The sequence below is a fragment of the Pseudomonas sp. PDM25 genome (assembly GCF_019219045.1).
Lineage (GTDB): Bacteria > Pseudomonadota > Gammaproteobacteria > Pseudomonadales > Pseudomonadaceae > Aquipseudomonas.
On sequence record NZ_JAHUWL010000008.1, the window covers coordinates 149527 to 175473 of the forward strand.

General features: G+C 60.6%; 24 protein-coding genes. 8 read left to right on the forward strand and 16 right to left on the reverse strand.

Annotation, left to right across the window (positions count from 1 at the left end; translation table 11 throughout):
- Nucleotides 1–17: 17 nt before the first annotated feature.
- Both KW848_RS17060 and yedA read right to left on the reverse strand, forming a co-directional pair.
- Nucleotides 18–1352, reverse strand: coding sequence for a DEAD/DEAH box helicase (locus KW848_RS17060; RefSeq protein WP_074871125.1), 1335 nt, complete (start codon nt 1350–1352; stop codon nt 18–20).
- A gap of 52 nt (nt 1353–1404) precedes the next feature.
- Nucleotides 1405–2331 (reverse strand): drug/metabolite exporter YedA, encoded by a 927-nt coding sequence (gene yedA / locus KW848_RS17065; protein ID WP_218537537.1) that lies wholly within the window; start codon nt 2329–2331, stop codon nt 1405–1407.
- Nucleotides 2332–2494: 163 nt separating this feature from the next.
- On the opposite strand from yedA, the gene KW848_RS17070 reads away from it, so the two are divergent.
- On the forward strand, nt 2495–2947 hold the full coding sequence (locus KW848_RS17070; protein ID WP_218537538.1) for an Lrp/AsnC family transcriptional regulator: 453 nt from the start codon (nt 2495–2497) through the stop codon (nt 2945–2947).
- Nucleotides 2948–3071: 124 nt separating this feature from the next.
- Here KW848_RS17070 and KW848_RS17075 read toward each other — a convergent pair whose 3' ends face one another.
- From KW848_RS17075 to KW848_RS17090, 4 genes are all read right to left on the reverse strand, one after another.
- Nucleotides 3072–3566, reverse strand: a complete 495-nt coding sequence (locus KW848_RS17075; RefSeq protein WP_218537539.1) for a Bro-N domain-containing protein — start codon at nt 3564–3566, stop codon at nt 3072–3074.
- Between the two features lie 465 nt (nt 3567–4031).
- Nucleotides 4032–4643, reverse strand: coding sequence for a PolC-type DNA polymerase III (locus tag KW848_RS17080; protein WP_218537540.1), 612 nt, complete (start codon nt 4641–4643; stop codon nt 4032–4034).
- A 22-nt stretch (nt 4644–4665) separates the two neighbouring features.
- Entirely contained in the window at nt 4666–5145 is a 480-nt protein-coding gene (locus tag KW848_RS17085; protein WP_008149222.1) for an NYN domain-containing protein, read from the reverse strand.
- Between the two features lie 137 nt (nt 5146–5282).
- On the reverse strand, nt 5283–6038 hold the full coding sequence (locus KW848_RS17090; protein WP_218537541.1) for a DUF2076 domain-containing protein: 756 nt from the start codon (nt 6036–6038) through the stop codon (nt 5283–5285).
- Between the two features lie 178 nt (nt 6039–6216).
- On the opposite strand from KW848_RS17090, the gene KW848_RS17095 reads away from it, so the two are divergent.
- Both KW848_RS17095 and KW848_RS17100 read left to right on the forward strand, forming a co-directional pair.
- The gene (locus KW848_RS17095; RefSeq protein ID WP_192410832.1) at nt 6217–6891 is read left to right on the forward strand and encodes a YciC family protein; all 675 of its coding nucleotides are present in this window, start codon (nt 6217–6219) and stop codon (nt 6889–6891) included.
- A 205-nt stretch (nt 6892–7096) separates the two neighbouring features.
- Nucleotides 7097–8176, forward strand: coding sequence for an endonuclease/exonuclease/phosphatase family protein (locus KW848_RS17100; RefSeq protein ID WP_218537542.1), 1080 nt, complete (start codon nt 7097–7099; stop codon nt 8174–8176).
- Nucleotides 8177–8300: 124 nt separating this feature from the next.
- On the opposite strand, the gene KW848_RS17105 is transcribed toward KW848_RS17100, so the two are convergent.
- From KW848_RS17105 to KW848_RS17125, 5 genes are all read right to left on the reverse strand, one after another.
- Nucleotides 8301–9137 carry an ABC transporter ATP-binding protein gene (locus KW848_RS17105; RefSeq protein ID WP_218537543.1) on the reverse strand — a complete coding sequence of 279 codons (837 nt, stop codon included), beginning with the start codon at nt 9135–9137 and terminating at the stop codon, nt 8301–8303.
- Nucleotides 9125–9928, reverse strand: coding sequence for an ABC transporter permease (locus KW848_RS17110; RefSeq protein WP_218537544.1), 804 nt, complete (start codon nt 9926–9928; stop codon nt 9125–9127). The genes KW848_RS17105 and KW848_RS17110 overlap by 13 nt, the downstream gene beginning before the upstream one ends.
- A 9-nt stretch (nt 9929–9937) precedes the next feature.
- On the reverse strand, nt 9938–10924 hold the full coding sequence (locus tag KW848_RS17115) for an ABC transporter substrate-binding protein (RefSeq protein ID WP_218537545.1): 987 nt from the start codon (nt 10922–10924) through the stop codon (nt 9938–9940).
- Between the two features lie 380 nt (nt 10925–11304).
- Entirely contained in the window at nt 11305–12675 is a 1371-nt protein-coding gene (locus tag KW848_RS17120) for an aspartate aminotransferase family protein (protein WP_218537546.1), read from the reverse strand.
- Nucleotides 12676–12706: 31 nt separating this feature from the next.
- Nucleotides 12707–14200, reverse strand: a complete 1494-nt coding sequence (locus KW848_RS17125) for an aldehyde dehydrogenase (RefSeq protein WP_218537611.1) — start codon at nt 14198–14200, stop codon at nt 12707–12709.
- A gap of 226 nt (nt 14201–14426) precedes the next feature.
- Between KW848_RS17125 and KW848_RS17130 the strand changes: the two genes are divergently transcribed.
- Nucleotides 14427–15347 (forward strand): LysR substrate-binding domain-containing protein, encoded by a 921-nt coding sequence (locus KW848_RS17130; protein WP_218537612.1) that lies wholly within the window; start codon nt 14427–14429, stop codon nt 15345–15347.
- A gap of 170 nt (nt 15348–15517) precedes the next feature.
- On the opposite strand, the gene hrpB is transcribed toward KW848_RS17130, so the two are convergent.
- On the reverse strand, nt 15518–18034 hold the full coding sequence (gene hrpB, locus KW848_RS17135; RefSeq protein ID WP_218537547.1) for an ATP-dependent helicase HrpB: 2517 nt from the start codon (nt 18032–18034) through the stop codon (nt 15518–15520).
- A gap of 110 nt (nt 18035–18144) precedes the next feature.
- Here hrpB and KW848_RS17140 point away from each other — a divergent pair, with 110 nt between their 5' ends.
- Nucleotides 18145–18564 carry a hypothetical protein gene (locus tag KW848_RS17140; RefSeq protein ID WP_008152885.1) on the forward strand — a complete coding sequence of 140 codons (420 nt, stop codon included), beginning with the start codon at nt 18145–18147 and terminating at the stop codon, nt 18562–18564.
- 29 nt (nt 18565–18593) lie between these two features.
- On the forward strand, nt 18594–19499 hold the full coding sequence (locus KW848_RS17145) for a cation diffusion facilitator family transporter (protein WP_218537548.1): 906 nt from the start codon (nt 18594–18596) through the stop codon (nt 19497–19499).
- Here the strand turns inward: KW848_RS17145 and KW848_RS17150 are convergent.
- Complete coding sequence (locus KW848_RS17150; protein WP_218537549.1) at nt 19484–20521, reverse strand: DUF6515 family protein; 1038 nt, start codon at nt 20519–20521, stop codon at nt 19484–19486. The genes KW848_RS17145 and KW848_RS17150 overlap by 16 nt on opposite strands.
- A gap of 435 nt (nt 20522–20956) precedes the next feature.
- Between KW848_RS17150 and KW848_RS17155 the strand changes: the two genes are divergently transcribed.
- Nucleotides 20957–21436 carry an Lrp/AsnC family transcriptional regulator gene (locus KW848_RS17155; protein ID WP_094470495.1) on the forward strand — a complete coding sequence of 160 codons (480 nt, stop codon included), beginning with the start codon at nt 20957–20959 and terminating at the stop codon, nt 21434–21436.
- Nucleotides 21437–21624: 188 nt separating this feature from the next.
- Complete coding sequence (locus tag KW848_RS17160) at nt 21625–21834, forward strand: DUF2788 domain-containing protein (protein ID WP_007894445.1); 210 nt, start codon at nt 21625–21627, stop codon at nt 21832–21834.
- Here the strand turns inward: KW848_RS17160 and KW848_RS17165 are convergent.
- From KW848_RS17165 to KW848_RS17175, 3 genes are all read right to left on the reverse strand, one after another.
- Nucleotides 21829–22470: a pseudouridine synthase gene (locus KW848_RS17165; RefSeq protein ID WP_256365193.1), complete on the reverse strand. Its 642-nt coding sequence runs from the start codon at nt 22468–22470 to the stop codon at nt 21829–21831. The genes KW848_RS17160 and KW848_RS17165 overlap by 6 nt on opposite strands.
- 70 nt (nt 22471–22540) lie before the next feature.
- Nucleotides 22541–24040, reverse strand: a complete 1500-nt coding sequence (amn, locus tag KW848_RS17170) for an AMP nucleosidase (RefSeq protein ID WP_178082220.1) — start codon at nt 24038–24040, stop codon at nt 22541–22543.
- A 187-nt stretch (nt 24041–24227) separates the two neighbouring features.
- Nucleotides 24228–25877, reverse strand: a complete 1650-nt coding sequence (locus KW848_RS17175; RefSeq protein WP_218537550.1) for an acyl-CoA dehydrogenase family protein — start codon at nt 25875–25877, stop codon at nt 24228–24230.
- Nucleotides 25878–25947 lie beyond the last annotated feature (70 nt).

A 25947-nucleotide genomic window follows, 5' to 3' on the forward strand; every position in this document is an offset into this window, starting at 1 on the left:
AAGTTACGCCGCAGCTATTAAGGCTTCTTCTTACGCGGTCCGGTATTAAACACCGGCACCTTGCGCACAGGCTTGATCGAAGGCTCCGGCGCCGACGCATCACCGCTCTCAACCCACTTACCCAGATTGCGTTTACCGCCACCGGAGGTCTTTGGCTTCTTCGGTTTTTTCGGCTTCTTGACGACCTGACCGCTGGCATCGGTATCCGGTACCCGGTGCTCAGGCTCGAAGTCATGTTCCATCTGGCGAGGCAATGTCTGACGGGTCAACGTCTCGATGGCCGACAGCAGATTCACTTCATCAGCGCAGACCAGCGAAATCGCCTGCCCGGTTGCACCCGCGCGACCGGTACGACCGATCCGGTGGATGTAGTCCTCCGCCACGATCGGCAGGTCAAAGTTGACCACCAATGGCAAATCTTCGATATCCAGACCACGGGCCGCGACGTCGGTGGCCACCAGAATCTGCACTTCACTGGCCTTGAAGCGGTCTAGCGCACGCTGACGGGTTGCCTGCGGTTTGTCGCCGTGGATGCCGTCGGCATTGACGCCCAGTCCCTGGAGTTTTTCCACCAGCGCGTCCACGCCGTTGCGGGTCTTGGCGAACACCAGCACCTGCTTCCACTTGCCCTTGCGCAACAAGTGGATGAACAGCTCCGGCTTGCGCTTCTTGTCCACCGTCACCACCCATTGCTTGACGGTGTTGGCAGCCACGTTGCGCGGGCTGACTTCGATGCTCAACGGATCGTTGAGCATTTGTCCGGCCAGCAAACGGATCGCGTCGGAGAACGTCGCGGAGAACAGCAGCGTCTGACGTTGCTTGGGCAGCACGCGGTAGATATTCCCCAGTTCCTCGGAGAAACCCAGATCAAGCATGCGATCGGCTTCGTCCAGGATCAGGGTTTGCAGCTGATTGAACTTGAGGGCCTTCTGGCGATACAGGTCGAGCAAACGGCCCGGCGTCGCCACCAGCACGTCAACACCCTTGCGCAGCTTCATCATTTGCGGGTTGATGCTGACGCCGCCGTACACCGCGTAAGTGCTCAACGGCAGGTTCTCGGCGTACTGACGCACGGCTTCGTGAACCTGTTCGGCCAATTCGCGGGTCGGCACCAGAATCAGTGCGCGCACCGAGTTTGACGCCACTTTCGGCCCTTCCATGGCCAGCAATTGCAAGAGCGGCAGCGCGAAGCCGGCGGTCTTGCCTGTCCCGGTCTGGGCGGCGGCCATCAGGTCGCGACCGGCCAGCACCGCCGGAATGGCTTGCGCCTGAACCGGCGTCGGGGTCTGGTAGCCGAGCGTCTCGAGAGAGCGCAGCAAGGGTTCGATCAGGCCAAGGGAGGCGAAAGTCATGGGATTACCGTAGGAAAATTCAGCGCGGGTGTGCAATGGCGCGCAGTTTACCCTAATTCACGCTCGATTCTGTCTGCACCACGGCAGCGGGTCGTTCCGGCATCCGGCGCCACTGCGGCAAACCGATCAACACCACGGCGCTGATGATCACCAGCATGGCCAGCGCTTCTTCGATCCCGATGGTCTCGCCGACAAACACGATCCCCAACAACACCGCCACCGCCGGGTTGACGTAGGCATAACTGGTGGCCGCCGCCGGACGCACGTTTTTCAACAGGTACATATAAGCGTTGAAAGCGATGATCGAACCGAAGAAGGTCAGGTAGGCCAGGGCCGCCCAGCCTTCGATTGGCGGCATGGCATCCAGATGCTCACCACTCAGCGCACTGCCGATCAGCAGCGCTACACCGCCGACCAACATTTCCACGGCACTGGCCATCGCGCCTTGGGGCAGCGGCAAGTGTTTGCTCCACACCGAACCGAAGGCCCAGGACGCTGCCGCGAATATCAGCAAGGCGGCGCCCAGCGGGCTCGATTGCAAGTTGGAACCAAGATTGAGCATGGCAATGCCGATCAGCCCGAGCACAATCCCGGCCCATTCGAGACGGGTATTACGCGCGCCCCAGAAATATCCGCAGAGCAAGGTAAACAGCGGCACAGTCGCCACCGCCAACGCAGCCACACCCGAGGCGACGCCCATGTGTTCGGCCACGCTCACCCCGCCGTTACCGCACGCCAGCAGCAAAATCCCGATGATCCCGGCGGCTTTCCACTGCGCCCAGGTCGGTGCCGGCGCCCCGCGCCAACGCAGGAACGCGTACATCAACGTCCCTGCGATCACGAAGCGGATACCGGCGAGCAGCAGCGGCGGCCAGTACGCCACGCCGATGCGAATCACCAGGTAAGTCGAGCCCCAAATCACGTACAACGCGAAAAAGGCAGCGATCAACGGTAAGGGAAAACGACGTAAGCCAGGCATGGGGCAGCTCGTAGGCAAGACAAGTGAGCAGCTATTCTAGAAAGGCCAGCGGCGTAAAATAAGTTACAAAACCTGTTTATAGCGCCGGTACACTTTTCAAAACACGGAGATCACCGCTATAAACCGTGTTTTCGAAAGTCAGTCATTTTTCAGGAGTCCGACGATGGACAAATACGACCGCATGCTCCTCAGCGCCCTGCTGGAAAACGGTCGTGCGTCCTACGCCGACCTGGCGCGCAAAGTGAACCTGTCCGCTCCGGCCGTGGCCGAGCGCGTGGCCAAACTCGAAGCCTGCGGGGTGATCACCGGTTACCAGGCGAAGGTCGACATGTCGAAAATCGGTCTGCCGATCCAGTGCGTCATCGAACTGCGCCTGAACCAGCACGGCAACCAAAAGGCCTACGACGACCTGATCAAAATCCCGCAATTGACCGAGTGCCATCGGGTGACGGGTGATCCGTGCGTGATCATGCAAGCGGCGGTGGGTTCGATGCCGGAGCTGGAAGAGTTGATCAACCGGATCGCCAAGTTCGGATTCAGCAAGACCTCGATTGTGCTATCGAGCGCGATAGAGAAGCGCGTGCCGCTGGGACAGCTGGAAGGAAAGCCAATCTAATGCCACAGGAGGTCTAATGTGGGAGCGGGCTTGCTCGCGAAGGCGGTGTGTCAGACAACATCAATGTTGAAAGATAAATCGCTTTCGCGAGCAAGCCCGCTCCCACAGGGGATTTGCGGTGTGATCAGAATCCGCGAACGCCGCTATATCCGGCGCCCAACAAACACGGCATATCTTTTAAACGAACCCAGGGCTCTGTCCGCCAATGCAGCAGGCTTAACGTGCCTCCTGCCCATTCCATCAAGCGCAAACTCGGCGCCTGATTCGAAGCAACCCCGCCACCGTCCCGCAGCATCGGCACCACCTGATGGGTCAGCCAACGCCGCAGATTCCGGTTCTCCGGGCAGTAGTGATAGACCAGCATCGCGTATACGCCGGACTCACTCAGCATCAATGTCTCTTGAGGTTCGTCGCTTCCGGACAAACACATCATCCGGCGCTGATCGGCGTCGAGCTTGAGGGCTTGTCGGCCGTTTATATCCACGCCCATTAACCGGCCGATATCCCGGGCACAGAACCAGGCTTCTGCGTGCAGCAAAAGTGCTCGCAATTGGATGTGATGGCGGATGAAGGTTTGGGGGATGAAAGGAACAGGGGGATTAGGGATAACTTTATTCATGGCAGTCTCATATAGAAAGTTAGAGCTGCCAGCATCACTTGCAGATGATGGGTGGCAGCTGTGCGCGGGTCTGCAAGACCGAGTTGAGACCAATCCCGGCAGACCCGAAGGTCTCCCGCACACAGCTACCATAAATCAACGTTCGCTAATTAAAGCGGCGCGATTATAGGGGCGCATGTGGTCTCGTAACAAACTCTCGGCGGGCTTGCAGTCCCGATCGCTGAATTGGCAGCGACGTCCCAGAGGTTATCGATGCCCTAGATGAGGGGCAAGACGGACAATCCCTTAAGTTCGGTAGGAGCGATCGTCGAATTTGAGGCGTGATTAAACACAAGAACAACATCAGACACCGACCCTGTGGGAGCGAGCCTGCTCGCGATGGCGGAGTGTCAGTCAACATCACGGTTGAAGGTGAACCGCTATCGCGAGCAGGCTCGCTCCTACAGGGGATTTGTGGTGTGTCAGCTAGAACCCGCGATGGCGCTTCAGATGCTCATTGATCTTCGCCGCCGGCACTTTCTGCAAGCTCACCAGCAGATCATGGGACAACTCGCGCAATCCGTGCTTCTGCCGCAACTCCTGGGCCAAATGCGCCGTCAGGTTGGCCGCCATCTCGGCATCGGCCATGGCCCGGTGAGCTTTACCGGTGTCAGGCAGGCTGGCGAAGGTGGTGAGGGTGCCGAGTTTGTGGTTCGGCGCGGCGGGCATCAAACGGCGGGCGAGTAGCAGCGAGCAGGCAAAGTTCTGCAAGCGTGTGCGTTTGATACGCCCCAGCTCAAAGTCCCAGAACTTCTGGTCGAACGCGGCGTTGTGCGCCAGTAGCGGTGTGATGCCGACGAATTCGTTGACTTCGTTCATCACCTGCTCCGCCGATGGCGCGGTGCGGAGCATGGCGTTGCTGATGCCGGTGAGTTGTTCGATGAAGGCCGGGACGCGCACACCGGCATTCATCAGGCTTTGGTAACGCTCGACGATGCGCCCCTGTTCAAGGATCACCACGGCAATTTCCGTGGCCCGGCAGCTGCTGCTCGGGGAGATCCCGGTGGTTTCAAAGTCGATGACTGCTATGCGTTCCAAACCTGTTTCAACTCCGTAAAAATCAATTCTTGAGCAGCAACGCGCCTTCGATCGGCACGTAGCGGCTGGCGGCGCGGATCAGCGAGTTGGCCGTCAGGCCCGGCACGCCGTAGGCCACGGCTTGCACCCCGTGCTTGGTGATGATGCGCTCCAGCAGCATGTCGAAATCACCGTCACCGGAGGCCAGCACCACTTCGTCGACATGATCGGCGGCGTCCATGATGTCGAGGGTGATGCCCACGTCCCAGTCGCCTTTGGCCGAGCCATCGCTGCGCTGGATGTAGGGCTTGAGCTTCACGACAAAGCCGAGGTTGCGCAGGATCTGCTGGAATTGCTGCTGTTTGCTGTCGCCGCGATCGATGGCGTAGGCATAGGCCTCGACGATCTCGCCCTGTTTGCTGATATCAGCCCACAGCGCGGCATAGTTGAAATGGCAACCATAGGCCTGACGCACGGTGTAATAGAGGTTCTGGACATCGGCGAACACTGCGATTTTTTTCACCGGTCATCCTCGTTGGCGCGCCGCAGCGCAGGCAGGATCAGGCACCAGGCCCGAAAAGTTGCCCAGTATGCCAGCCTGAAGGATTGTTCCGCGAATAATCAGCCCGAAGCGCCGCAGCGCTCCGGACGAATGGCGTATCAGACGAAGGAATCGTCGTCGCCGCCGAAGAACGATGAGCTGTCATCGCTGTAGTCGGCGTCGGTAAAGCCGCCCTGATCACTGGAGTTGTCAGCCACGCGCTGATCATCTCTCCAGCCGTTATCGCCGCTCTGATCATTGACCTGAGCCGGTTCTGCCTTGATGACTTCAACCACTTCCGGCTGCTGATTGTGATGGAACAGGCTGCTGATGCCTTGCGCCAGCATCACACCACCGGCCACACCGGCGGCGGTTTTCAGCGCACCACCGAGGAAACCACTGCCGGCAGGCTGTTGCGGGGCGTAATTCTGCTGAGGCGGCGCTGCACCGAAGTTCTGTTGTGGTGGCTGCGAGTTGAACGACGGCCGCGCCGGTTCACGCCAGCCGCCACCACCCGATGCGGGTGGACTTTGGGTGGGCGCTGGCTGCGGATCACGGGAACCGCCACCAAAAATGCTCGACAGGAAACCACCGCTGCTCGGTGCAGCTGCAGCCGGCTGCGCCTTGGCCGATTGCAGTTCGGCCTGCAATTGCTGGACTTGCTGGGCGAGTTGTTTGTTCTGTTCGTCGAGGCTTTTGAGGGCGGCCTCTTGCACCAGAATCGCCTGGGTCATGAAATAGCCTGCCGCGGGCTGGCGAGTCAGGTGTTCCTTGATCCGCGCCTCGGCCTGGGCATCGCGCGGGGCTGAGTCCGTTTCGGCCTGTTGCAGCCGGGAAAACAGTCCATCGATCAGGGTTTGTTCTTCGCTGTTCATGGCGACCTCGTAGATTGCCGGGAATATCGTTGCCCTTATCCACTGTGGATAAGGTACTTATCCGTAATGGAGGCTGATACAGGATGTTTCAATGGTCTTTACCGAACGTTTACGTTTGCGCCCCAAAGCGCTTCATCGGTTAAAGTGGGCCACTGCTTCCAACCTGCGATACCGACTGATGAATTCGTTCGATGTACTGCGTGACTCACTGTATTTCTTCAAGCGCAATCTGGGCCAGATCGTGCGGCTGTGCCTGCCGCTGGTGATTCTGGAGGCGCTTTTGCAACAAGTGGTCGACCATTCCACGGAGCCGGACAGTTTTCCCGGCATCAGCGTGATGGTCGGCTTGTTGATTTACCCGCTGTACACCGCCGCGCTGATCCTGTTTCTCGATGCCCGCAGCCGTGGCGAATCGCCGCGTAACCGTGACCTGCTGTCGAGGTCCGCCTACCTATGGCCGCGTTTTGCCGTGCTGACGGCACTCAATACGCTGCTGATTCTGATCGGCCTGTCGCTGTATTTCCTGCCGGGCATCTGGCTAATGGTGACCCTCGCGTTTGGCGAGTATTTGCTGGTGCTGCGCGGCATGGCACCGCTGGCGGCAATGAAAGAAAGCCTGCGCCTGACCCGCGGCCATTTCCTGCGCATCCTGGTGTGCATTCTCTGTGTAATGGGCCCGTTGTGGGTGCTCAAGGGCGCGACCCTGGCGGTCTATCCCGAACCGCAGAACCCGGTGATTTCCCTGCTGATCGACAGCGCTCACAGCTTCCTGCAACTGTTCGTCAGCGTGGTGCTGTTCCGCTTGTTCATGTTGATCGACAAGGTGCCGGAAAAGATTGATCGACCTCTTTAAAGAACAACGCGCCCCTTGTAGCACTGCCTGTTTGCACCGGGGACATGGAGGACTGTGGCGAGGGGATTTATCCCCTCACCACAAGGCCGCGGCTACAAAAGGTGTGTGTTTCGGCTAATTGCCGGGCATTCCGTTTCGCCCTTGGGATTAAACCCGACGCTCGGTTATGCTCAGGGTCAACTTTTGTAACGCTATAAGCCGAGCCATGACCCGTCTACTGCGCTACACCCTGCTGGGCCTGTTGATCGTGACCGGCCTGATTGCCTTGCTGATCTACAACCTGACCTGGCGCCCCGAAGCCAAGGAAGCCTTACCGGTCAGTTGCAACGCCCAGGCACCGACGCTGGTGCCCGGTCAGGCGCTGAAGGTGATGACCTGGAACGTCCAGTACCTGGCGGGAAAACGCTACGTGTTCTGGAATGACCTGGCCGCTGGCAATGACGAAAAACCCACGCCCGAAGACATGGCTTTCAGCCTCGATGAAGTGGCGCGGGTGATCCGCGACGAGCAACCGGACGTCGTGCTGTTGCAGGAGCTCGATGACGACGCCAAGGCCAGCGATTACCAAAACCAGTTCAAGCTGCTTCAGGAGCGAGTCGCGGACCTGTATCCGTGCAGCACTCACGCCTTCGACTGGAAAGCCGACTTCGTGCCTGAACCGCACATCTTTGGCAGCGTCGGCCGGCAGTTGGCCACCCTCAGCCGCTACCAGATCGAACACGCCGAACGCCTGCAATTACCGGTCGCGCCGGCCAATTTCATCACCCGCCAGTTCAAACCGAAAAATGCCTTATTGGTCACGTATCTGCCGTTGAGCGACGGCGGTCAGATAGCGGTGCTCAACACCCATCTGGACCGCGTCATCCAGCCCGACGAAACGCTGCAATCCCAGGTGACGGCCATGGTCAAAGTCCTCGACAAGTTCGAAAGCCGCGGCACGCCGTGGTTGATCGGCGGGGACTTCAACCTGTTGCCGCTGGGGCAATATCGACGCCTGCCCGACGAGCAACGCACGCCCTACTCCGCCGACAGTGCGCTGCATGTGCTGTGGGACAAATACCCGATGATCCCGACCAACAACGAAGCCAGCGGCATTGACCGGGCGCAGTGGTTGACCCATTACCCGAATGATCCGGGCTTGAACGGCCCGGACCGGACTGTCGACTACCTGTTCTACAGTCCGCGGATCAAACGGGTCGAGGCGATGGTGAGACAGGACGATACCTTGCGGATCTCCGATCACTTGCCGGTGATTGCGCGGTTCCTCCTGCCGGCAGCGCCCTAACCTCCGCTTAATGCAAAACCTGTGGGAGCGGGCTTGCTCGCGAAGGCGATTTATCATTCAACATTGATGTCGGCTGACCCACCGCTTTCGCGAGCAAGCCCGCTCCCACAAGGATTGTGCGGGCTCAATGCCCCTCCTCCAGCTCATCATGCAATAGCCCGAAGATCTTGCGCTTCATGTCGATAAACGAGCGTTCCATGACCATGTCCAACGTCCGTGGGCGTTCGATCGGCACGTCCAGAATCTGTTTGATCCGCCCAGGCCTGGCGCCCATCACGTAGACCCGGTCGCCCAGCAGAATCGCCTCGTCGATATCGTGGGTCACAAACAACACGGTCTTCTTGCTGTTGCCCCAGACCCGCAATAACAGCTGCTGCATTTGCAGGCGCGTCTGGCTGTCGAGTGCACCGAAGGGCTCGTCCATGAGCAAGATTTGCGGATCGTTGGCCAGCGCCCGAGCAATGGCGACACGCTGCATCATGCCGCCGGACAGTTGCTTGGCATAGTTGTCGGCAAACCCGGTCAAGCCCACTTCGTTGACGTAGTAGTCGACAATCTCCTTGCGCTGGGCGGCGGCCATACCGCGACGCTTGAGGCCGAACTCGACGTTCTGCCTCACCGTCAGCCACGGGAACAGCGTATAGCTCTGGAACACCATGCCGCGATCCGCACCCGGCCCTTGAACTTGCTGGCCACCGACGTAGATCTCGCCTTCCGTGGGCTCATTCAAACCCGCCGTGAGGTACAGCAGACTCGACTTGCCGCAGCCCGAAGGCCCCACCAGCACGGCGAATTGCTGATCCGGCACTTCGAACGACACCTGATCCAGCGCGGTGAACACGCCACCGTCAGGCTTTTGATAGCGAAGACTGACCTTGTCCACTTGCAACCGTGGCGCGGCATGCACCGGGGCGGCCTGTGACGTGACGAAACGAGGGTTGACTGCGCTTACTGAGCCCATGCGGCGATCCTCAGACGGAGAAAACGGAACAGTTGATCGGTGACCAGGCCCAGCAGGCCGATGATCGCGATTGCCAGGAAAATCACATCCACTTGAAAGCCGCGCATGGCTTTAAGGCTCAAGTAGCCCAGGCCGCTGGAGGCCGCGACCAGCTCGGCAACCACCAGGTAAGTCCAGGCCCAGCCCATGGTCACGCGCAAGGTGTCGAGCACACCCGGCAACGACGCCGGGGCGATCACATGCAGCACCGCATCGCGGCGGTTCGAACCCAAGGTGTAAGACGCGTTGATCAGGTCCTTGGAGATGCCTTTGGACACGTCCGCGATCATCACCAGTTGCTGGAAGAACACGCCGAAGATGATCACCGAAACCCGCTGCTCCAGACCGATGCCGATCCACAGAATGAACAGCGGCACGAACGAAGTGACCGGCAGGTAGCGGATGAAATTGACCATCGGCTCAAGGAACGCCTGAACGATACGGAAGCTGCCCATCAGCAACCCCAGAGGCACGGCCACCAGCGACGACACGATGAAGCCGACCACCACCACTTCGAGGCTGGCCCACACATGCAGACCGAGCGTGCCGTCGCGGCCCAGGCGCACAGCGGCCTCGACCACCGCGCCCGGTGTCGGCAGAAACATGCCCGGCACCACGCCGCCATAAGACAACCCGGCCCACAGGCCGACCAACAACACCCAGGCCAGACCGCTCGCGCTCCAGATCACCGACACCGGAAGGCCGGTCTTGGGCGTGATGCAGCGGCTCAGCCATGAATTGCGCTTGAACATGCGAACCTCCTAGAGCGGGCTGACGAAGCGGTTGTCGATCAGGTCGTCATTGCTGACGTTGTAGGGTTTGCCCTGCAATTCACTGGCGGTCTCGTTGGCCAGTTTGATCAGCGGTTCGCTGTCGCCCGGATTGCCCGGCGAGCCCAGGAGTTTTTCGCTCATGGCCTGATCGTAGAAGCGTACGCCCTGCGCGGCAGCGGCCAGTTCCTTCGGATCGGCGAGGTAACCGCCGACGCCTTTGGCCATGATTTTGTAAGCTTCTTGCGGATGGTCCTTGGTGTACTGCACCGCTTTGTACAAACCGGCCACCAACGCCTTGACGTCTTCCGGCTGCTTCTCGATAACCGTGCAGTTGAGCGCGACCACGTCGACAATCACTCCCGGCGTACTGCTGCTGTCGATCAGCACCTTGCCTTGTTGCTTGCTGCGAACCATCGACAGGTGCGGTTCCCAGGTCACGGCGGCGGGCACGCGACCGGCGATGAACGCGGTGGCTGCGTCGTCAGCCGTCATGTTCTGCACGGTGATGTCGCTCATTTTCATGCCGTGCTTTTTCAGCAAATAAGACAACCAGAACTGCGAGGTCGAACCTTCGTTCACCGCCACGGCCTTGCCTTTCAACTCCTGCAAACTCTTGACGTCCTTGCCGACCAGAACACCGTCGCCACCATGGCTGTCATCCAGTGCAGCTACAGCCTTGAAGCAGAATTGCGGGCGGTACTTGAGCACTTCGTCGATGGTCGACGCCGAGCCCGACAACTCGCCCGAGGCTTGCGCGGCCATGTACATCGAGGCCTCTTCGACGACGGGCAATTCGACGGTCAAACCGTTTTCCTTGAAATAACCCAGGTCCTGAGCCAGGTAGAGCGTGCCGTAACCGACCCACGTGGTGTGGCCGATAGAGAGGGTGCCGGCCTGGGCGCTGGTAGCGACCGTCGCGGCGATGGCGGTGACCGCCAGTGGATGAGTGATGCAGTTCAGCAAGGACTTGATCATGGAGCACTCCCAAAGCTGTTGATTTAGTTTTGTCATGGGCAGTACGGCCAGCGGCCTTGGAGAAATGCTGCTACCTGAGGTCTCTGATGGACCTTTCGGTGAACAGTGTTTGGCTGACTGGCGAGGTCGATGTTGGACCAAGGCCGGGAGAAGGAAAATCAGGAAATATGTCGTTGGGAGTGATGAAAAAACTGGGTAGCGTGCGCCGTAAAAGGGCGGGATTGGCGGGGGTGCACGGGGTGGATGCAAAACATCAGAAGTGTGGTGAATCGACCATAGCTTTCGCGAGCAAGCCCGCTCCCACAGGGGATTTGTGATCAACACAGATCCCCTGTGGGAGCGGGCTTGCTCGCGAAGAGGCCCGCAAGAACGCTACAAGATTAAAGCCGACCGTATTCCTGCGCCGTACGATCAACAGCTTTCAGGGTTTTGCCAACCAGTTCATCAACCTCTTCCCGACTGGCAATCAACGCCGGCGCCATGATCATCCGCCCCAATGTCGAGCGAATAATCACCCCCTCTTCAAAGCCAATCGTGCGGCAACGCCAGGCAATGTCGTTCTCATTGGCAAAGCGCTTGCGACTGGTTTTATCCTCAGCCAATTGCAGCGCCGCCACCATGCCGACACCCTGAATATCGCCCACCAACGGGTGATTGCCGAATACCTCGCGCAAGCACTGTTGCAGGTACGGCCCGATGTCATCCTTGACCCGTGCCACCACCCCTTCATCACGCAATGCCGTGAGGTTGGCGATGGCCACTGCGGCCGCCACCGGGTGCCCGGAGTAGGTCAAGCCGTGGGCAAACACCCCGCCCTGCTCCACCAGCACCTGAGCCATTTTCTTCGACAGAATCAGACCGCCCATGGGGATGTAACCCGAGGTCAAACCCTTGGCGATCGACAGCGTGTCCGGCTCGAAACCGAAGTACTCGTGGGCAAACCATTCGCCGGTGCGACCGAAGCCGCCGATCACTTCGTCAGCGCACAACAGCACATCGTACTTACGGCAGATCCGCTGAATTTCCGGCCAGTAACTCTCGGGTGGAAAGATCATCCCACCAGCGCCCTGGAACGGTTCGGCGATAAACCCGGCGACCTTGTCCGCGCCGAGCTCGAGAATCTTCGCTTCCAATTGCTGCGCCGCCCGCAGGCCAAATTCAGCCGGGGTCAGGTTGCCCTCGTAGGCGAAAAAGTACGGCTCATCGATGTGTTCGATGTCGGGAATCATGCCGCCCATTTCGTGCATGAATTTCATGCCACCGAGCGCCGTCGCCGCCAGGGTCGAGCCGTGGTAACCGTTCCAGCGACCGATCATGATTTTCTTCTCGGGCTTGCCGAGAATCGTCCAGTAACGACGCACGGTGCGGATCAGCACCTCGTTGGCCTCGGAGCCGGAGTTGGTGTAGATCGCGTGGCTGTAGTGGCCCGGCAACAGGCTGAACAGCAGCTCCGAAAGCTCGATCACCTGCGGGTGGGTGGTGTGGAAAAACATGTTGTAGTACGGCAACTGCTCCAGTTGCCGGGTCGCGGCGGCGGCCAGGTCCTTGCGGCCGTAACCGAGGTTGGTGCACCACAGCCCGGACATGCCGTCGAGGTAACGCCGACCATCGTTGTCCCACAGGTGCAGACGCTCGCCACGGACCATCACCCGGGGGCCTTCATCGTTGAGCGCTTTTTGATCGACGAATGCGTGGATGTGGTGCGCAGCGTCGGCGGCCTGGTAGTCGCGGGTTTCACGTGGTGTGGTCATCGCCAGTTCTCCGTTTTTTTATTAGCGGCTGTTATGAGCGCAGCTGAAACCAGGTGGTCTTCAACTGGGTGTATTTATCGAATGAATGCAGCGACAGGTCGCGGCCGAAACCGGATTGTTTACCGCCACCGAAAGGCACAGTCACATCCAGCGCATCGACGCTGTTGACCGACACCGTGCCGGCTCGCAATTGCCGCGCCACGCGGTGGGCGCGATTGAGGTCGTCGGTCCACAGCGACGCGGCCAAACCGTAGACGCTGTCGTTGGCCAGTTGCAAGGCGTGAGCCTCATCATCGAACGCCGTGACCGCCAGCACCGGCCCGAACACCTCATCGCGAAACAGCGGCATGTCCGGGCTCACGCCGGTAAAAATCGTCGGCTGAATGAAGTTGTCGGAGCCGTTGAAAATCGACTGTCGACCGCCACAGAGTTTCGTCGCTCCTTGGCGTTCGGCCTGCTGGATGAACTTCATGATGCGTGACGTCTGGCGGCTGTCGACAATCGCCCCGGCGCGGCTCGACGGGTCCAATGGATCACCCGGCTGCCAACGTTCGGCCTGCACTTTGAGACGCTCGACGAACTCATCATGAATCGAACGCTCCACCAACAACCGCGAGTTGGCCGAGCACACTTCCCCCTGATTGAAGAAGATCCCGAACGCCGCTTTCTCTGCAGCGAGGTCGAGGTCCTGACAATCAGCAAACACCAGATTGGCGCTCTTGCCGCCACACTCCAGCCACACCTGCTTCAGGTTCGATTGCGCCGAGTACTGCATGAAATATTTGCCGACTTCGGTGGAGCCGGTGAACACCAGACAATCGACATCCGGGTGCAGACCGAGGGCTTTTCCGGTCTGTTCACCGAGCCCCGGCAGCACGTTCAGCACGCCGGCTGGCAGGCCGGCTTCCAGCGCCAGCTCGGACAGACGCAGGGAAGAAAACGGTGATTGCTCGGCGGGTTTGAGGATCACCGAATTACCCGCCGCCAACGCGGGGGCGAGTTTCCATGCAGCCATGTCCAGCGGGAAATTCCAGGGCACCACGGCAGCGACCACGCCCAGTGCTTCGCGGGTGATGGTCGCCAGCACGTTCTGCGCGCTCGGGGCGATCTGGTCGTAGAGTTTGTCGAGGCTTTCGGCGTACCAGCGAAACACCCCGGCGGCGCCTGGCACGTCGATGTTGTAGGCGTCCATCACCGGTTTGCCCATGTTCAGCGAATCGAGCAGCGCCAGTTCTTCGCGGTGGGTCATGATCAGATCGGCCAGGCGCAACAGCACCTGCTTGCGCTCACTCGGCGAACGCGCCGACCAGGTGCCGGCCTCGAACACCTGCCGCGCATTGCGCACCGCGGCGTCTACATCTTCTTTGCCGCACGCAACCACGTTGGCCAGGCACTGGCCGGTGGCGGGGTTGACCGCAGCGAAGGTCTGCCCCGACTGCGCCGCACGGGGTTTGCCGTCGATCACGGCTTGATCGGGAAACCGCTGCGCAGCAGCTTTTTTTTGCCAGTCTGTAAGCTCGAACACGTTCAGATGCTCCATGGGCTTTTCTTGTGAATTGGATGGTGGCCCAGGCCTGTGTCGAGGAAAAATAGTAAAAATGTCTTCGCAGACCATGAAAAAACTGGGCAGCCGATCTCCCCGGTGGCGCGGTATGTGGTTATTGTTCAGGCACAACAACACCGTCGTCAGAACGGATGCAGTCGGCGCGAAAATTGCCTGGATGTCGACATCATCCACCCCGAGGTTTGCCGTGGCTGCCTACAACCTGCGTCAATTGAAGTACTTCATCACCACCGTCGAATGCGGCAGCGTCGCCGAGGCGTCGCGCAAGCTGTACATCGCCCAACCGGCGATTTCCACGGCGATCAAAGGCCTGGAGGACAGCTTCGGCGTGCAACTGCTGATCCGTCATCACGCCCAGGGCGTGTCCTTGACCCCCAGCGGCGCACGCTTCTACCGCAAGGCCCAGGAACTGCTGCGCATGGCCAAGGAGTTCGAACAGAACGCCCTCGCCGACAACGACGTGGTGGCCGGGCAAATCGATATCGGTTGCTTCGAAACGGTCGCGCCGCTATACCTGCCGCAGTTGATTGCCGGGTTTTCGGCGCTGTATCCGGGGGTGAAAATCCGTATCCGCGACGGCGAACAGCAAGAGCTGGTGCAAGGCCTGACCTCGGGCACCTTCGACCTGGCGATCCTGTATGAACACGACCTCGACGCCACCATCCAGACCGAACCCCTGATGCCGGCGCAACGGCCTTATGCGCTGCTGCCGGCGGATCACCGCTTTGCTCAGCTCAAGCAAGTGTCGCTGCGTGACCTGTGCCTGGAGCCGATGATTTTGCTGGACGTGCAACCGAGCCGGACCTACTTCGTCAGCCTGTTCGAAGAGTTGGGGCTGACACCGAACATTGCCTTCAGCTCACCGTCGATCGAGATGGTCCGGGGCATGGTCGGGCAAGGCTTCGGCTTCTCGATCCTGGTCACCCGGCCGCATTCGGAATGCACCTATGACGGCCAGAAAGTGGTGTGCGTGGACATCGTCGAAGACATCACCGGCTCAGGGCTGGTGGCGGCATGGTTGAAGCGCGGGCAGTTGACCAAACCGGCGCAGTTGTTTGCCGACTATTGCCGCGAACAACTCACCGCGAAGGCCGGGACCAGAACATGAGCCTGGTGAACCCCTGTGGCGAGGGAGCTTGCTCCCGCTCGACTGCGCAGCAGTCGCAAAACAATTGCATGCGGTGTATCTGACACACCTAGGTGGCCGATTATGGGGCCGCTTCGCGCCCCAGCGGGAGCAAGCTCCCTCGCCACAGGTTTTGTGTTCGGTCATAGGGATTATTTACGGGGTTTGATTCGAGCGGTCGCTTCGGCGACCAGCGGGTCATCCGGCCAATAGTGCTTCGGGTAGCGTCCCTTCAAATCTTTCTTCACTTCGGCGTAAGTACTGCGCCAGAAGTTCGCCAGATCCTGGGTCACCTGCACCGGCCGTCGCGCCGGGGACAGCAGATGCAGTTTGACCACCTGCCGGCCACCGGCAATCCGCGGGGTTTCGGCCAGACCGAACAACTCCTGCAATCGCACCGCCAGAATCGGCGGCTGTTCGCTGTAGTCCAGACGAATCGATGAACCCGAAGGCACGCTTAAATGATGCGGCGCCAGCTCATCGAGCCGTTGTGGCAGCGGCCATGGCAACAGGTTATGGACGATGCTCGACAGGTCCAGATTGGCGAAATGACTGAGCCGCGAGACTTTGCCCAGATACGGCATCAGCCAATGTTCGAGGCTTTTGAGCAAGGCGGCGTCGCTGACATCCGGCCATTCGCTCTGCTCTTTACTGCTGAGGTCCAGCTGCCGCAACAACGCCACTCGCGCCTGCCATTGACGCAGCTCCGGAGTCCACGGCAGCAGCTCCAGACCTTTGCGCCGCACCAGATTCACCAATGCCTGACTGCGGGCAGTTTCATCGAGCCCGGTCAGGGGTTCACGGCTGAGGATCAATTCACCGACCTTGCGCTGACGCTCGGCGCGCAACACGCCTTCGCGCTCATCCCAATCCAGTTGATCGACCACGCGCACTTGCTCGGCCAGCACCGAATCGAACAGCGCCGGATCGAAATCCGCCGCCAGATAAATCCGTTCTTCACGCTGGCCCTGACGACTGCCGAGATCGGCGATCACCAGCCACGGCTGCTTCATCAAACTGTCGGCTTCGGCGAACAACGCCGCACGGCCGTTGGCCAGACGATACTCCGCACCACCGGCACGACGCTGCTGGGCAACGCGGTCGGGATAGGCCAACGCCAACAGCGCGCCGAGCCAACGCGGATGATCTGGATCGCTGACCGGTTCCGACGCTTTACCCCGCAGGTAACCGCGATACTGCCGCGCCAGTTGCCGGGCACGTTGCACGCCACCCTGAGCGCCGCGTGCGGCCCGTTCTTCGCCGGACAACAGCACCAATCGGCTGTGCAGATCCGCCCCGGCGCCACGCAAGATATCCCGCTCGCCGAGCAAGGCCGCGAGATCGCAGGCCATGTTGGCCAAGCCGAGCGCCTGACCGCGCAACAGCAAATGCGCAATACGTGGATGTGCCGGCAGTTCGGCCATGGCCTGACCGTGGCGGGTCAGCGCTTCGCCGTCCAATGCGCCCAGGCGCTCAAGCAAGTCCTGAGCCTGTGCATAAGCGGCGGCGGGCGGTACGTCGAGCCACACCAATTGCCCCGGTGTCACGCCCCAACGACCGAGCTGCAAGGCTAATCCGGCAAGGTCCGCCGAGAGGATTTCCGCACTGGCGTAGGCCGCCAGTTGCTCGTGCTGATCCTGCGACCACAAGCGATAACACACGCCCGGTTCCAACCGCCCGGCCCGGCCCGCGCGCTGAGTGGCGCTGGCTTTGGAAATACGCTGAGTATCGAGGCGGGCCATGCCGCTGCCCGGGTCGAAACGCGGTACCCGCGCCAACCCGGCATCGATTACCACGCGCACGCCGTTGATGGTCAGGCTGGTCTCGGCGATGTTGGTCGCCAGCACCACTTTGCGTTTGCCGGTGGGGGCAGGATCGATCGCGGCGCGTTGCGCGGCCAGATCCAGCTCACCGTGCAATGGGCAGAGCAAAACTTGCGTGCTCTCGCCCAGTGCATCGGCGAGTTGCTGATGCACCCGACGGATTTCCGCCTGCCCCGGCAGAAACACCAACACGCTGCCGGTTTCATCATTCAAGGCTTCGAGAATGGTTTGCACCAGACGCGGCTCGATGAATTCACCGGGCTGGAACGGCCGGCCCCAGCGCATCGCCACCGGGTACATGCGGCCTTCGCTGCGCAGGATCGGCGCGTCATCGAGCAACCCGGCCAGGCGTTCGCCTTCCAGGGTTGCCGACATCAACAGGATTTTCAGCGGCTGATCGTCACGAAACAGCTCGCGGCCATTCAGGCTCAAGGCCAGCGCCAGATCGGCGTCGAGGCTGCGCTCGTGGAATTCGTCGAAGATCAGCAGGCCCACGCCTTCGAGCGCCGGGTCGTCCTGCAAGCGTCGGGTCAGAATCCCTTCGGTGACCACTTCAATGCGGGTGTTGGGGCCGACTTTGCTGTCGAGACGAATGCGATAACCGACGGTTTCGCCGACCTTCTCGCCCAGCTCACTGGCCAGCCGCTCCGCTGCCGCGCGTGCGGCCAAGCGCCGCGGTTCGAGCATCAGAATGGTCTGCCCGGCCAACCAGGGTTCGTTGAGCAAGGCCAGCGGCACGCGGGTGGTTTTACCGGCGCCGGGCGGTGCTTCGAGCACGGCTTCGTGGCGTGTAGCCAAGGCTTCACGCAGGGCGGGTAAAACTTCATCAATCGGCAAAGAAATCATGCTGGCTCCAAAACAGAGGGCCGAGTATAACGGCGAACTGCCTGGCGTTCGTCGTGGTCCTAATTCATAACGGCTACGCTTCGTTTTCCAGATGACTCAGGAGATTTCATATGCGTGTTCCCTTTCGTTTGATTGGCGGTGTATTGGTCGCGACGTTGCTGACCCAGGTCACCGCTTGCGGGTCGATTTTCTACCCTGACCGTCGCGGTCAGATTGACGGCAAGATCGACCCGGCCATCGCCGCGCTGGATGCCGTGGGTCTGCTGTTCTACATCATCCCCGGGCTGATCGCGTTTGCGGTCGACTTCGCCACTGGCGCGATTTACTACGCGCCCGGCGAGACCGCACAGGTGGCCCCGGAAAAACTCAAGGAAGCCATCGGCGCCGACGGCAAGGTCGATAATCACAAGTTGCAGACTATTCTTGAAACTGAACTGGGCCGCAGCTTCCCGCTGGATGACCCACGCTTGATCCAGCACAAGGGCAGCGCCCAGCAACTGGCCATGTTCGGCCTGCAACCTGCGGCGTAACCCGTGCACATAAAGGAATAGCCGCACTTATGATTTCCAGCTCCGAACACGCCCGCCTGCTGCGGCTGGCGACCCGTGCCTCGGTGGCGGTGGCGTGCACGCTGATCGTCGCCAAAGCCATCGCCTGGTGGTTGAGTGGCTCAGTGAGCATGCTCGCCGGGTTGACTGATTCGACCCTCGACGGCGTCACCTCGCTGCTCAACCTGCTCGCGGTGCATTACGCCTTGCGCCCGGCCGACGATGATCACCGTTACGGCCATGGCAAGGCCGAGTCGCTGGCGGGCATGGCCCAGGCGTTGTTCATTGGCGGCAGTGCGGTGCTGATTGCCTTGCAGGCGATCGATCGACTGAAACACCCGGAACCGGTGGGGGCGCCCTGGATCAGTATCGGGGTGATTGTGTTTTCCCTGGTGCTGACCGTCGCCCTGCTGATGTTGCAACATCGGGTCGTCAAGGCGACCGGCTCCAACGCGGTGCGCGCCGACTCCCTGCATTACCGCTCGGACTTGCTGCTCAACGGCAGCATTCTGGTGGCGCTGGTGCTCGCCGAGTATGGCTGGCATCAGGTCGACCCGTGGTTCGGGCTAGGGATTGCCGCGTACATTCTCTGGAGCGCGATTCAGATCGCCCGGGAAAGTTTTACGGTGCTGATGGATGAAGCGCTGCCAACGGACGTCAGCCGGCACATGCTCGAACTGGCCTGCAGCGTACCGGGAGTATTGGGGGCGCACGACCTGCGTACGCGGGTTTCCGGCAACCAGTGGTTCGTGCAGTTGCACCTGGAGTTGCCGGGGGATTTGACCCTGTCAGTCGCTCACGGCATCAGCGATCAAGCCGCCGATGCGATTCACGCAGCTTATCCGCGAGCCGAAGTGCTGGTGCACGCCGACCCGCAGGAAGTGGCACTGGCAGGCAGGACTCAGAAAGAAACCTGATAGCCGCGACTGCTCAGGCAGTTGCCCTGGGCCTGACGGTAGGCTTGTACCACCGACGGGGCCGGCTGGTAGGTGGCCGTTCGCGGATCGAAGCCACTCTGCTGCACTGCGTATTGATAGCACTCGTAACCGTCCTGGTTGACCTGCTCTGGCGACTGACCGTTGGCCGGATACGCCACCACGTCATAACCATTGTTGACCGGTTGCGGCTGCGGTTGTACGGGGGGCTCGACCACGACGTAATCCTGAGTGCTTTCCTGATAGGCGTAATAAGCACCGGCCGCCAGGAACAACAGCGCCCCGCCGATCCACACTTCGCGCGCGTAATCGGGCAAGTAGCTGACGCGAATCCCGCGTGGCGGCTGCACCACCACGTAGCGCGGGCCTTGTGGGCGATACCAGTAGCCGCCGGAGTAGAAATAATCCTGACCACGGTACGGCACACGGTATTCACGGTCGGGGAAGCGATCGATCACATGACCGGGACGGTACTGCGGGCCAGGTCCCCAGCCATTGCCATGCCCGTCCGGGCGACCGGCCCAGCGATGGTCATCGGGACGCGGACCGTTGTTCTGCCAATGCTGATTGTTATCGTTGCGCCGCGGCACGTCCTGGTAGTAACCACGCTGTGGCTGCTGGGTCTGGCGCACGGTGTCGGGCCGGCCCTGGATCGGCAGGTCATTGGCCGGTGGCGGCGGTGGTCGAACCGGATTGTTGTAGTCGTGCGGCGCACGGTTTTGCCATTGACCGTCGTTCTGATTCTGGCCGTTGTGCTCGAACTGGCGACTGTTGTCGCCACGAATGATCTCGTTATTCTGCACACGTGGCTGGTTTTGCTGCGGATTGTTCTGCGGGCGCGGCTGGTAATTGCCGCCGTGGCCCTGATTGTTTCCCTGATGGCCATCCGAGCCGCGCTGCCCGCCATCGGGGCCACGGTCTTGCGGCTCATCGGCCAGCGACTGCGCAGTGACACTCACACACAGCAAACCAACACCGGCCAAACGCCAGATGCGCGACTTCATGCTTTTCCTCACTGCGGGTTAGGGCCTGTACGTAAGACTGGGAAAGCACAGGCCGGTTCTGCAACAGGTTATCAGTCGCGCAACTTATTTATTGAGGGCAGTCGGCAAATTCCGGGCAAAAGAAAAGGGAGACCCGTCGGCCTCCCTTTGAGAACTTCGTCCGTGCTCGACGCTTTTGACGTCGGCTCACCTCACGCCGTCTTCTGGACAGTGTGTAGCTCGGGGGTCGGCTCATCCCCGGTGGGGGTGGCGACCGCAGCTGGCCTGATTGGGCGAGCCGCACTGGACTGTTTGTCCGAGCAGTGATTCTGGTGATAAGAATAGGCTCGCGGCGCCGGCAGAGGATTGCGAAGATTGCTCAAATAAACATCACTTGCGCAATTTTTAACCCTGGATAGATAATCCACCGCAATAGTTATGACAAAGGCCTGATTGATGAGCAAACTCGACCGATACGACCTGAGCATTTTGGCGGAATTGCAGCGTGACGCGCGCATCTCCAACCAGGAGCTGGCCGAACGCATCGGCCTGTCCCCCTCGCCATGCTCGCGGCGGGTCAAGCAGCTGGAAGATGACGGCTACATCGCCCGCCAGGTGGCCCTGCTGGACCGCAAGATGCTCGGTCTGAGCCTGACGGCTTACGTGTTGATCGGCATGGACCGCCATACGCCAGAACGGTTCGAAAACTTCGAAGCGGCGATTCGTACGTTACCGCAGGTGCTGGAATGCAGCTTGGTGACCGGGATGGATGCCGACTACCAGCTCAAGGTCGTCGTGCCGGACATGGACCATTATCAAAAATTGCTGCTGGGACACCTCACCCGGATTGAAGGGGTGACGAGTGTGCGGTCGAGTTTTGTGCTTAATCAGGTGCTCAACAGTACCGAGTTGCCGCTGACTCATCTGCGCAGCTGAGGGCGCCTTCGCGAGCAAGCCCGCTCCCACATTTGGAATGCATTCCCCCCGTGGGAGCGGGCTTGCTCGCGAAGACGCCGGCACAAGCGACGAATGACTGCGACACACCGACGCAGGTCAATACTCCGCCAATTCGCCGTGGCGTATACTTCAGCGCCTTTTAGCCCCGCCCGCGCTGGAGATGTACGATGGATCCTGCAGTACTCGAAGAGTGGATGATGACCGGACTGGTCAGCATCCTGATCATTTTCATGGGTTTCATCGTCTGGGATCTGGCGAAGAAGTCCAAGGCCGGACGCTTTGGTTCGTTCATCCTGTTCTTCGTACTCGGCCTGGGCGTGGCCGCGTTCGTGATCAAAAGCGTGGTCATCGGCCTGATCGAATCCGGCACGTTATAAACGCGCCGGCACTTCCTTCCACTGGCCCTGATCGAGCCCTTCGATCGACCAGTCGCCGATTCTGACCCGCACCAGACGCAACGTCGGCAAGCCGACCGCCGCGGTCATGCGCCGTACCTGACGGTTGCGCCCTTCGCGAATCACCAATTCCAGCCAGCTCGTTGGCACGCTTTTGCGAAAGCGTACGGGCGGGTTGCGTGGCCACAGTTCAGGTTCTTCCAGCTGCCGCGCTTCAGCGGGTAGCGTCATGCCATCGTTCAGCTCCACACCTTCACGCAAGCGCCGCAATTGCTCGGCACTCGGCTCACCTTCCACCTGCACCCAATAGGTCTTGGCCAATTTGTGTTTCGGGTCGGCAATCCGCGCCTGAAGCTGGCCATCGTTGGTCAACAGCAGCAAACCTTCACTGTCGCGGTCCAGCCGTCCTGCCGGGTAAATCCCGGGAATCTCGATGTAGTCCTTGAGCGTCGCCCGCCCTTCGCCGTCGCTGAATTGCGTCAGCACATCAAACGGTTTGTTGAACAGAATCAGCTTCGGCTCGGCCGGCGGCGCTTTGGCGACACGGCGCGGGGCTGAGGACGATGGCGCAGGCTTCACGCCAGGGCGGCGGGAAACGGGACGTTGAGGACGGGACATGGGAAAAGGAACATCTAACGGTCAGGGCTGCTAATGCTAGTGCCCTGACCGCTAAATAACCATCTCGCAATCAGCGGAACGGCGGCTCGTCGAAGCTGCGCAGTTTGCGCGAGTGCAGCGAGTTGAGTTCGGTGCGCAACAAATCCACCGCCTCGATGCCGATCTTCAAATGCTGGCTGACCGCGCGCTCATAGAAGGCGTTGGCCGAACCCGGCAGTTTGATTTCGCTGTGCAACGGTTTGTCCGACACACAGAGCAACGTACCGTACGGAACCCGCAAGCGATAACCTTGGGCCGCGATGGTGCCGCTCTCCATGTCCACCGCCACGGCGCGAGACAGGTTGATCAGCGGACGTTCCTGAGCCCAGCGCAATTCCCAGTTACGGTCGTCGTAGGTCAGTACGGTGCCGGTGCGCAGGCGTTTTTTCAGTTCGTCGCCCTTCTCACCGGTGATATTGGCCGCCGCTTGCTGCAACGCCATTTGCACTTCGGCCAGGGCCGGAATCGGAATATTCGGCGGTACGACCCGATCGAGAATCCCGTCGCGGCGCATGTAAGCGTGCGCCAGCACGTAATCGCCAATCGTCTGCGACTGACGCAAGCCGCCGCAGTGACCGATCATCAGCCAGCAATGCGGACGCAGCACCGCCAGGTGGTCGGTGATGTTCTTGGCGTTGGACGGGCCGACGCCGATGTTCACCAGGGTCACGCCGTGGCCGTCGCTGGCGATCAGGTGATAGGCCGGCATCTGATAGCGGTGCCAGACCACACCGGCGGCAATCGCCGAGGCTTCGCCGTGGTCCATGCTCTTTTCGATGATCACGTTGCCCGGCAAGACCATACGCACGAAACGCGGATCGCTGCGCAACTGTTCCAGGCCATGGACGATGAACTGGTCAACGTAGCGGTGGTAGTTGGTCAGCAGAATCCATGGCTGCACATGACGCCAGTCGCTGCCGGTGTAATGCACCAGCCGGCGCAGGGAGAAATCCACCCGCGCGGCGTCGAACAAGGCCAATGGCAGCGGGTCGGTGTTTTCCCAATCGTACAAACCGTCGGCGATGCCATCGGTCGCGGCAGACAAATCCGTACTCGGGAACACCCGCGCCAGCACGGCAGCGGTAACGCCGGAGCCGGCCAGTTCATCGCCCTGCTCGACCACGTACGGATAAGGAATGTTTTGCTGACTGATGCCGACTTCTACCGTCACGGTGAAGTCGTGCATCAGTGGCACCAGCTGTTCCAGCAGGTATTTACGGAAGGCGGCGGGATGAGTGACGGTGACGCTGTAAGTCCCCGGCAGTTGAACCTTGGCGTAGGCGCGAGTGGTCTGTGGGACTTCGCCCTGGCAAAGGTAGGTCAGACGCAGTTCGGGATAACGAAACATCGCACGCTGTTCGGCGTCCGGTTCGACTCGATCCTTGAGGTAACGCTTGAGCGCCTGATTCAGCGCGGTGGTTGCACGATTGTGCAAGAGCGCAAGCCGGTCCACGGCTTGCTCGGCGGTTTGAACGACAATAAAAGCTTCGGTCACGATCAGCATCCTGTGTTCTGACTTGCAGGCCTTCATCTTGCCTGCATCGTCGCTTCACGGGAACAGCGGTTGTTACACAAATGCCAAGTCCACCCTAGATCCAATGTGGGAGCGGGCTTGCTCGCGAAGGCGGACTGTCAGCTAACATAGCTGTTGAATGTTGAACCGCTTTCGCGAGCAAGCCCGCTCCCACATTGGTTCAGTACCGTTCACGCGAGCGAGGTCAAAATCCCTGAGGGGTCGACCGGGCGACAATCGCTTCCACCTCCACCCCTCGTGGCAACGCGCCGTACACCCGACCGGCGGAACCGAGGCGGCTGGCAATGAAAGCGTCACTCACGGCCGCGTTACCCGCCTCCAGCAACAGCTTGGCCTGAAGGCCCAGCGCGATGTCTTCGGTCAACTGCCGCGCACGGTACTGAATGTCGCGGGTGTCCTTGAACGCTGCCTGCAATTGAGTGATGTGTGCAGCCAGGCGCTTGTCGCCATGACCATCGCCCAACTCGCTGAACAGTACGTCGAGCACACCCGGTTCCTTGGACAACGCTCGCAATACGTCGAGGCATTGCACGTTGCCGGAACCTTCCCACGTCGAATTGACCGGTGCCTCACGGTACAACCGCGGCAGGATGCTGTCTTCGACATAACCGGCGCCGCCCATGCATTCGGCGGCTTCGTTGATCATCCCGGGTGCGCGTTTGCAGATCCAGTATTTGCCCACCGCCGTGACCAGCCGGGCGAACTTGGCCTCATGCTCGTCATCCAGATGATCCAGCGCCCGGCCCATGCGCAGGCTCAAGGCCAGGGCGGCTTCACTTTCCAGGGCCAGGTCGGCCAGTACGTTCTGCATCAAGGGTTGCTCGCTGAGCAATTTGCCGCCGACCTTGCGGTGAGCGCAGTGATGGCTGGCCTGGGTCAGGGCCTGGCGCATCAGCGAACTGGAGCCGACCATGCAATCGAAGCGGGTCATGGCGACCATTTCGATGATGGTCGGAACGCCCCGTCCCTCCTCGCCGACCATCCACGCCAGCGCACCACGGAACTCCACTTCGCTGGACGCGTTGGAGCAATTGCCGAGTTTGTTCTTCAGGCGCTGTATGTAGAACTGATTGCGCGTGTCGTCCGGGCGATGGCGCGGCAGCAGGAAACAGGTCAAGCCCTTGTCAGTCTGAGCCAGGGTGAGGAAGGCATCGCACATCGGCGCCGAACAGAACCACTTGTGGCCCACCAGTTCATACGCCTGGCCCGGACCACTGGCACCGACCGGAAAAGCCTTGGTGGTGTTGGCCCGCACGTCGGTGCCGCCCTGTTTCTCGGTCATCGCCATGCCGATGGTAACCCCGGCCTTGTGGGCCATGCCGACGTTGCGCGGGTCGTATTCGGTGGAGAGGATTTTCGGCAGCCATTGCTCCGCCAGATCCGCTTGCAGGCGCATCGCCGGGACGCTGGCGAAGGTCATGGTCAGCGGGCAACCACTACCGGCTTCGGCCTGGCTGTGCAGGTAGGTCATGGAGGCACGGGCGACGTGGGCGCCGGACTGCGGATGTGCCCAGGGCAACGACGTCAAACCGTGCTCGATCGCCGTGCGCATCAACTCGTGATACGCCGGGTGAAATTCCACCAGGTCGATGCGATGGCCGTAACGGTCATGGCTGCTGAAAACCGGCTTGTTCTGATTGGCCAGGAACCCCGCTTCCATCAGCGGCCCGCCGGCCAGGGCGCCATAAGCGTCGATCCGCGACTCGGCCCAGCCGGCCCCGAAACGCCGCGACCACTCCTGCAACGGCAGGTCGATGCGATACAGGTTGGCGCCATCCAGCGACGGTGGCTGGTTGGTGACTTCGTGGGTTTCGGCGAACTGATGCAGGTTCATGACGGGGCTCCTTTGGTCAGCCAAGGAACTTCAGTTAAGCACCGCCCCCCGGCCGAACAAAGTGTCATAT

Excerpts from the sequence above, each read along its gene's own strand:
- KW848_RS17105 (WP_218537543.1), bottom strand. The coding sequence starts at position 9,137 with ATGGGCTCAGTAAGCGCAGTCAACCCTCGTTTCGTCACGTCACAGGCC.
- KW848_RS17155 (WP_094470495.1), top strand. The coding sequence starts at position 20,957 with ATGAGCAAACTCGACCGATACGACCTGAGCATTTTGGCGGAATTGCAG.
- KW848_RS17150 (WP_218537549.1), bottom strand. The coding sequence starts at position 20,521 with ATGAAGTCGCGCATCTGGCGTTTGGCCGGTGTTGGTTTGCTGTGTGTG.
- yedA (WP_218537537.1), bottom strand. The coding sequence starts at position 2,331 with ATGCCTGGCTTACGTCGTTTTCCCTTACCGTTGATCGCTGCCTTTTTC.
- KW848_RS17115 (WP_218537545.1), bottom strand. The coding sequence starts at position 10,924 with ATGATCAAGTCCTTGCTGAACTGCATCACTCATCCACTGGCGGTCACC.
- KW848_RS17090 (WP_218537541.1), bottom strand. The coding sequence starts at position 6,038 with ATGAACAGCGAAGAACAAACCCTGATCGATGGACTGTTTTCCCGGCTG.
- KW848_RS17070 (WP_218537538.1), top strand. The coding sequence starts at position 2,495 with ATGGACAAATACGACCGCATGCTCCTCAGCGCCCTGCTGGAAAACGGT.
- KW848_RS17145 (WP_218537548.1), top strand. The coding sequence starts at position 18,594 with ATGATTTCCAGCTCCGAACACGCCCGCCTGCTGCGGCTGGCGACCCGT.
- KW848_RS17120 (WP_218537546.1), bottom strand. The coding sequence starts at position 12,675 with ATGACCACACCACGTGAAACCCGCGACTACCAGGCCGCCGACGCTGCG.
- KW848_RS17160 (WP_007894445.1), top strand. The coding sequence starts at position 21,625 with ATGGATCCTGCAGTACTCGAAGAGTGGATGATGACCGGACTGGTCAGC.
- amn (WP_178082220.1), bottom strand. The coding sequence starts at position 24,040 with ATGAAGGCCTGCAAGTCAGAACACAGGATGCTGATCGTGACCGAAGCT.
- KW848_RS17100 (WP_218537542.1), top strand. The coding sequence starts at position 7,097 with ATGACCCGTCTACTGCGCTACACCCTGCTGGGCCTGTTGATCGTGACC.
- KW848_RS17165 (WP_256365193.1), bottom strand. The coding sequence starts at position 22,470 with ATGTCCCGTCCTCAACGTCCCGTTTCCCGCCGCCCTGGCGTGAAGCCT.
- KW848_RS17175 (WP_218537550.1), bottom strand. The coding sequence starts at position 25,877 with ATGAACCTGCATCAGTTCGCCGAAACCCACGAAGTCACCAACCAGCCA.
- KW848_RS17140 (WP_008152885.1), top strand. The coding sequence starts at position 18,145 with ATGCGTGTTCCCTTTCGTTTGATTGGCGGTGTATTGGTCGCGACGTTG.
- KW848_RS17060 (WP_074871125.1), bottom strand. The coding sequence starts at position 1,352 with ATGACTTTCGCCTCCCTTGGCCTGATCGAACCCTTGCTGCGCTCTCTC.
- KW848_RS17095 (WP_192410832.1), top strand. The coding sequence starts at position 6,217 with ATGAATTCGTTCGATGTACTGCGTGACTCACTGTATTTCTTCAAGCGC.
- KW848_RS17075 (WP_218537539.1), bottom strand. The coding sequence starts at position 3,566 with ATGAATAAAGTTATCCCTAATCCCCCTGTTCCTTTCATCCCCCAAACC.
- hrpB (WP_218537547.1), bottom strand. The coding sequence starts at position 18,034 with ATGATTTCTTTGCCGATTGATGAAGTTTTACCCGCCCTGCGTGAAGCC.
- KW848_RS17110 (WP_218537544.1), bottom strand. The coding sequence starts at position 9,928 with ATGTTCAAGCGCAATTCATGGCTGAGCCGCTGCATCACGCCCAAGACC.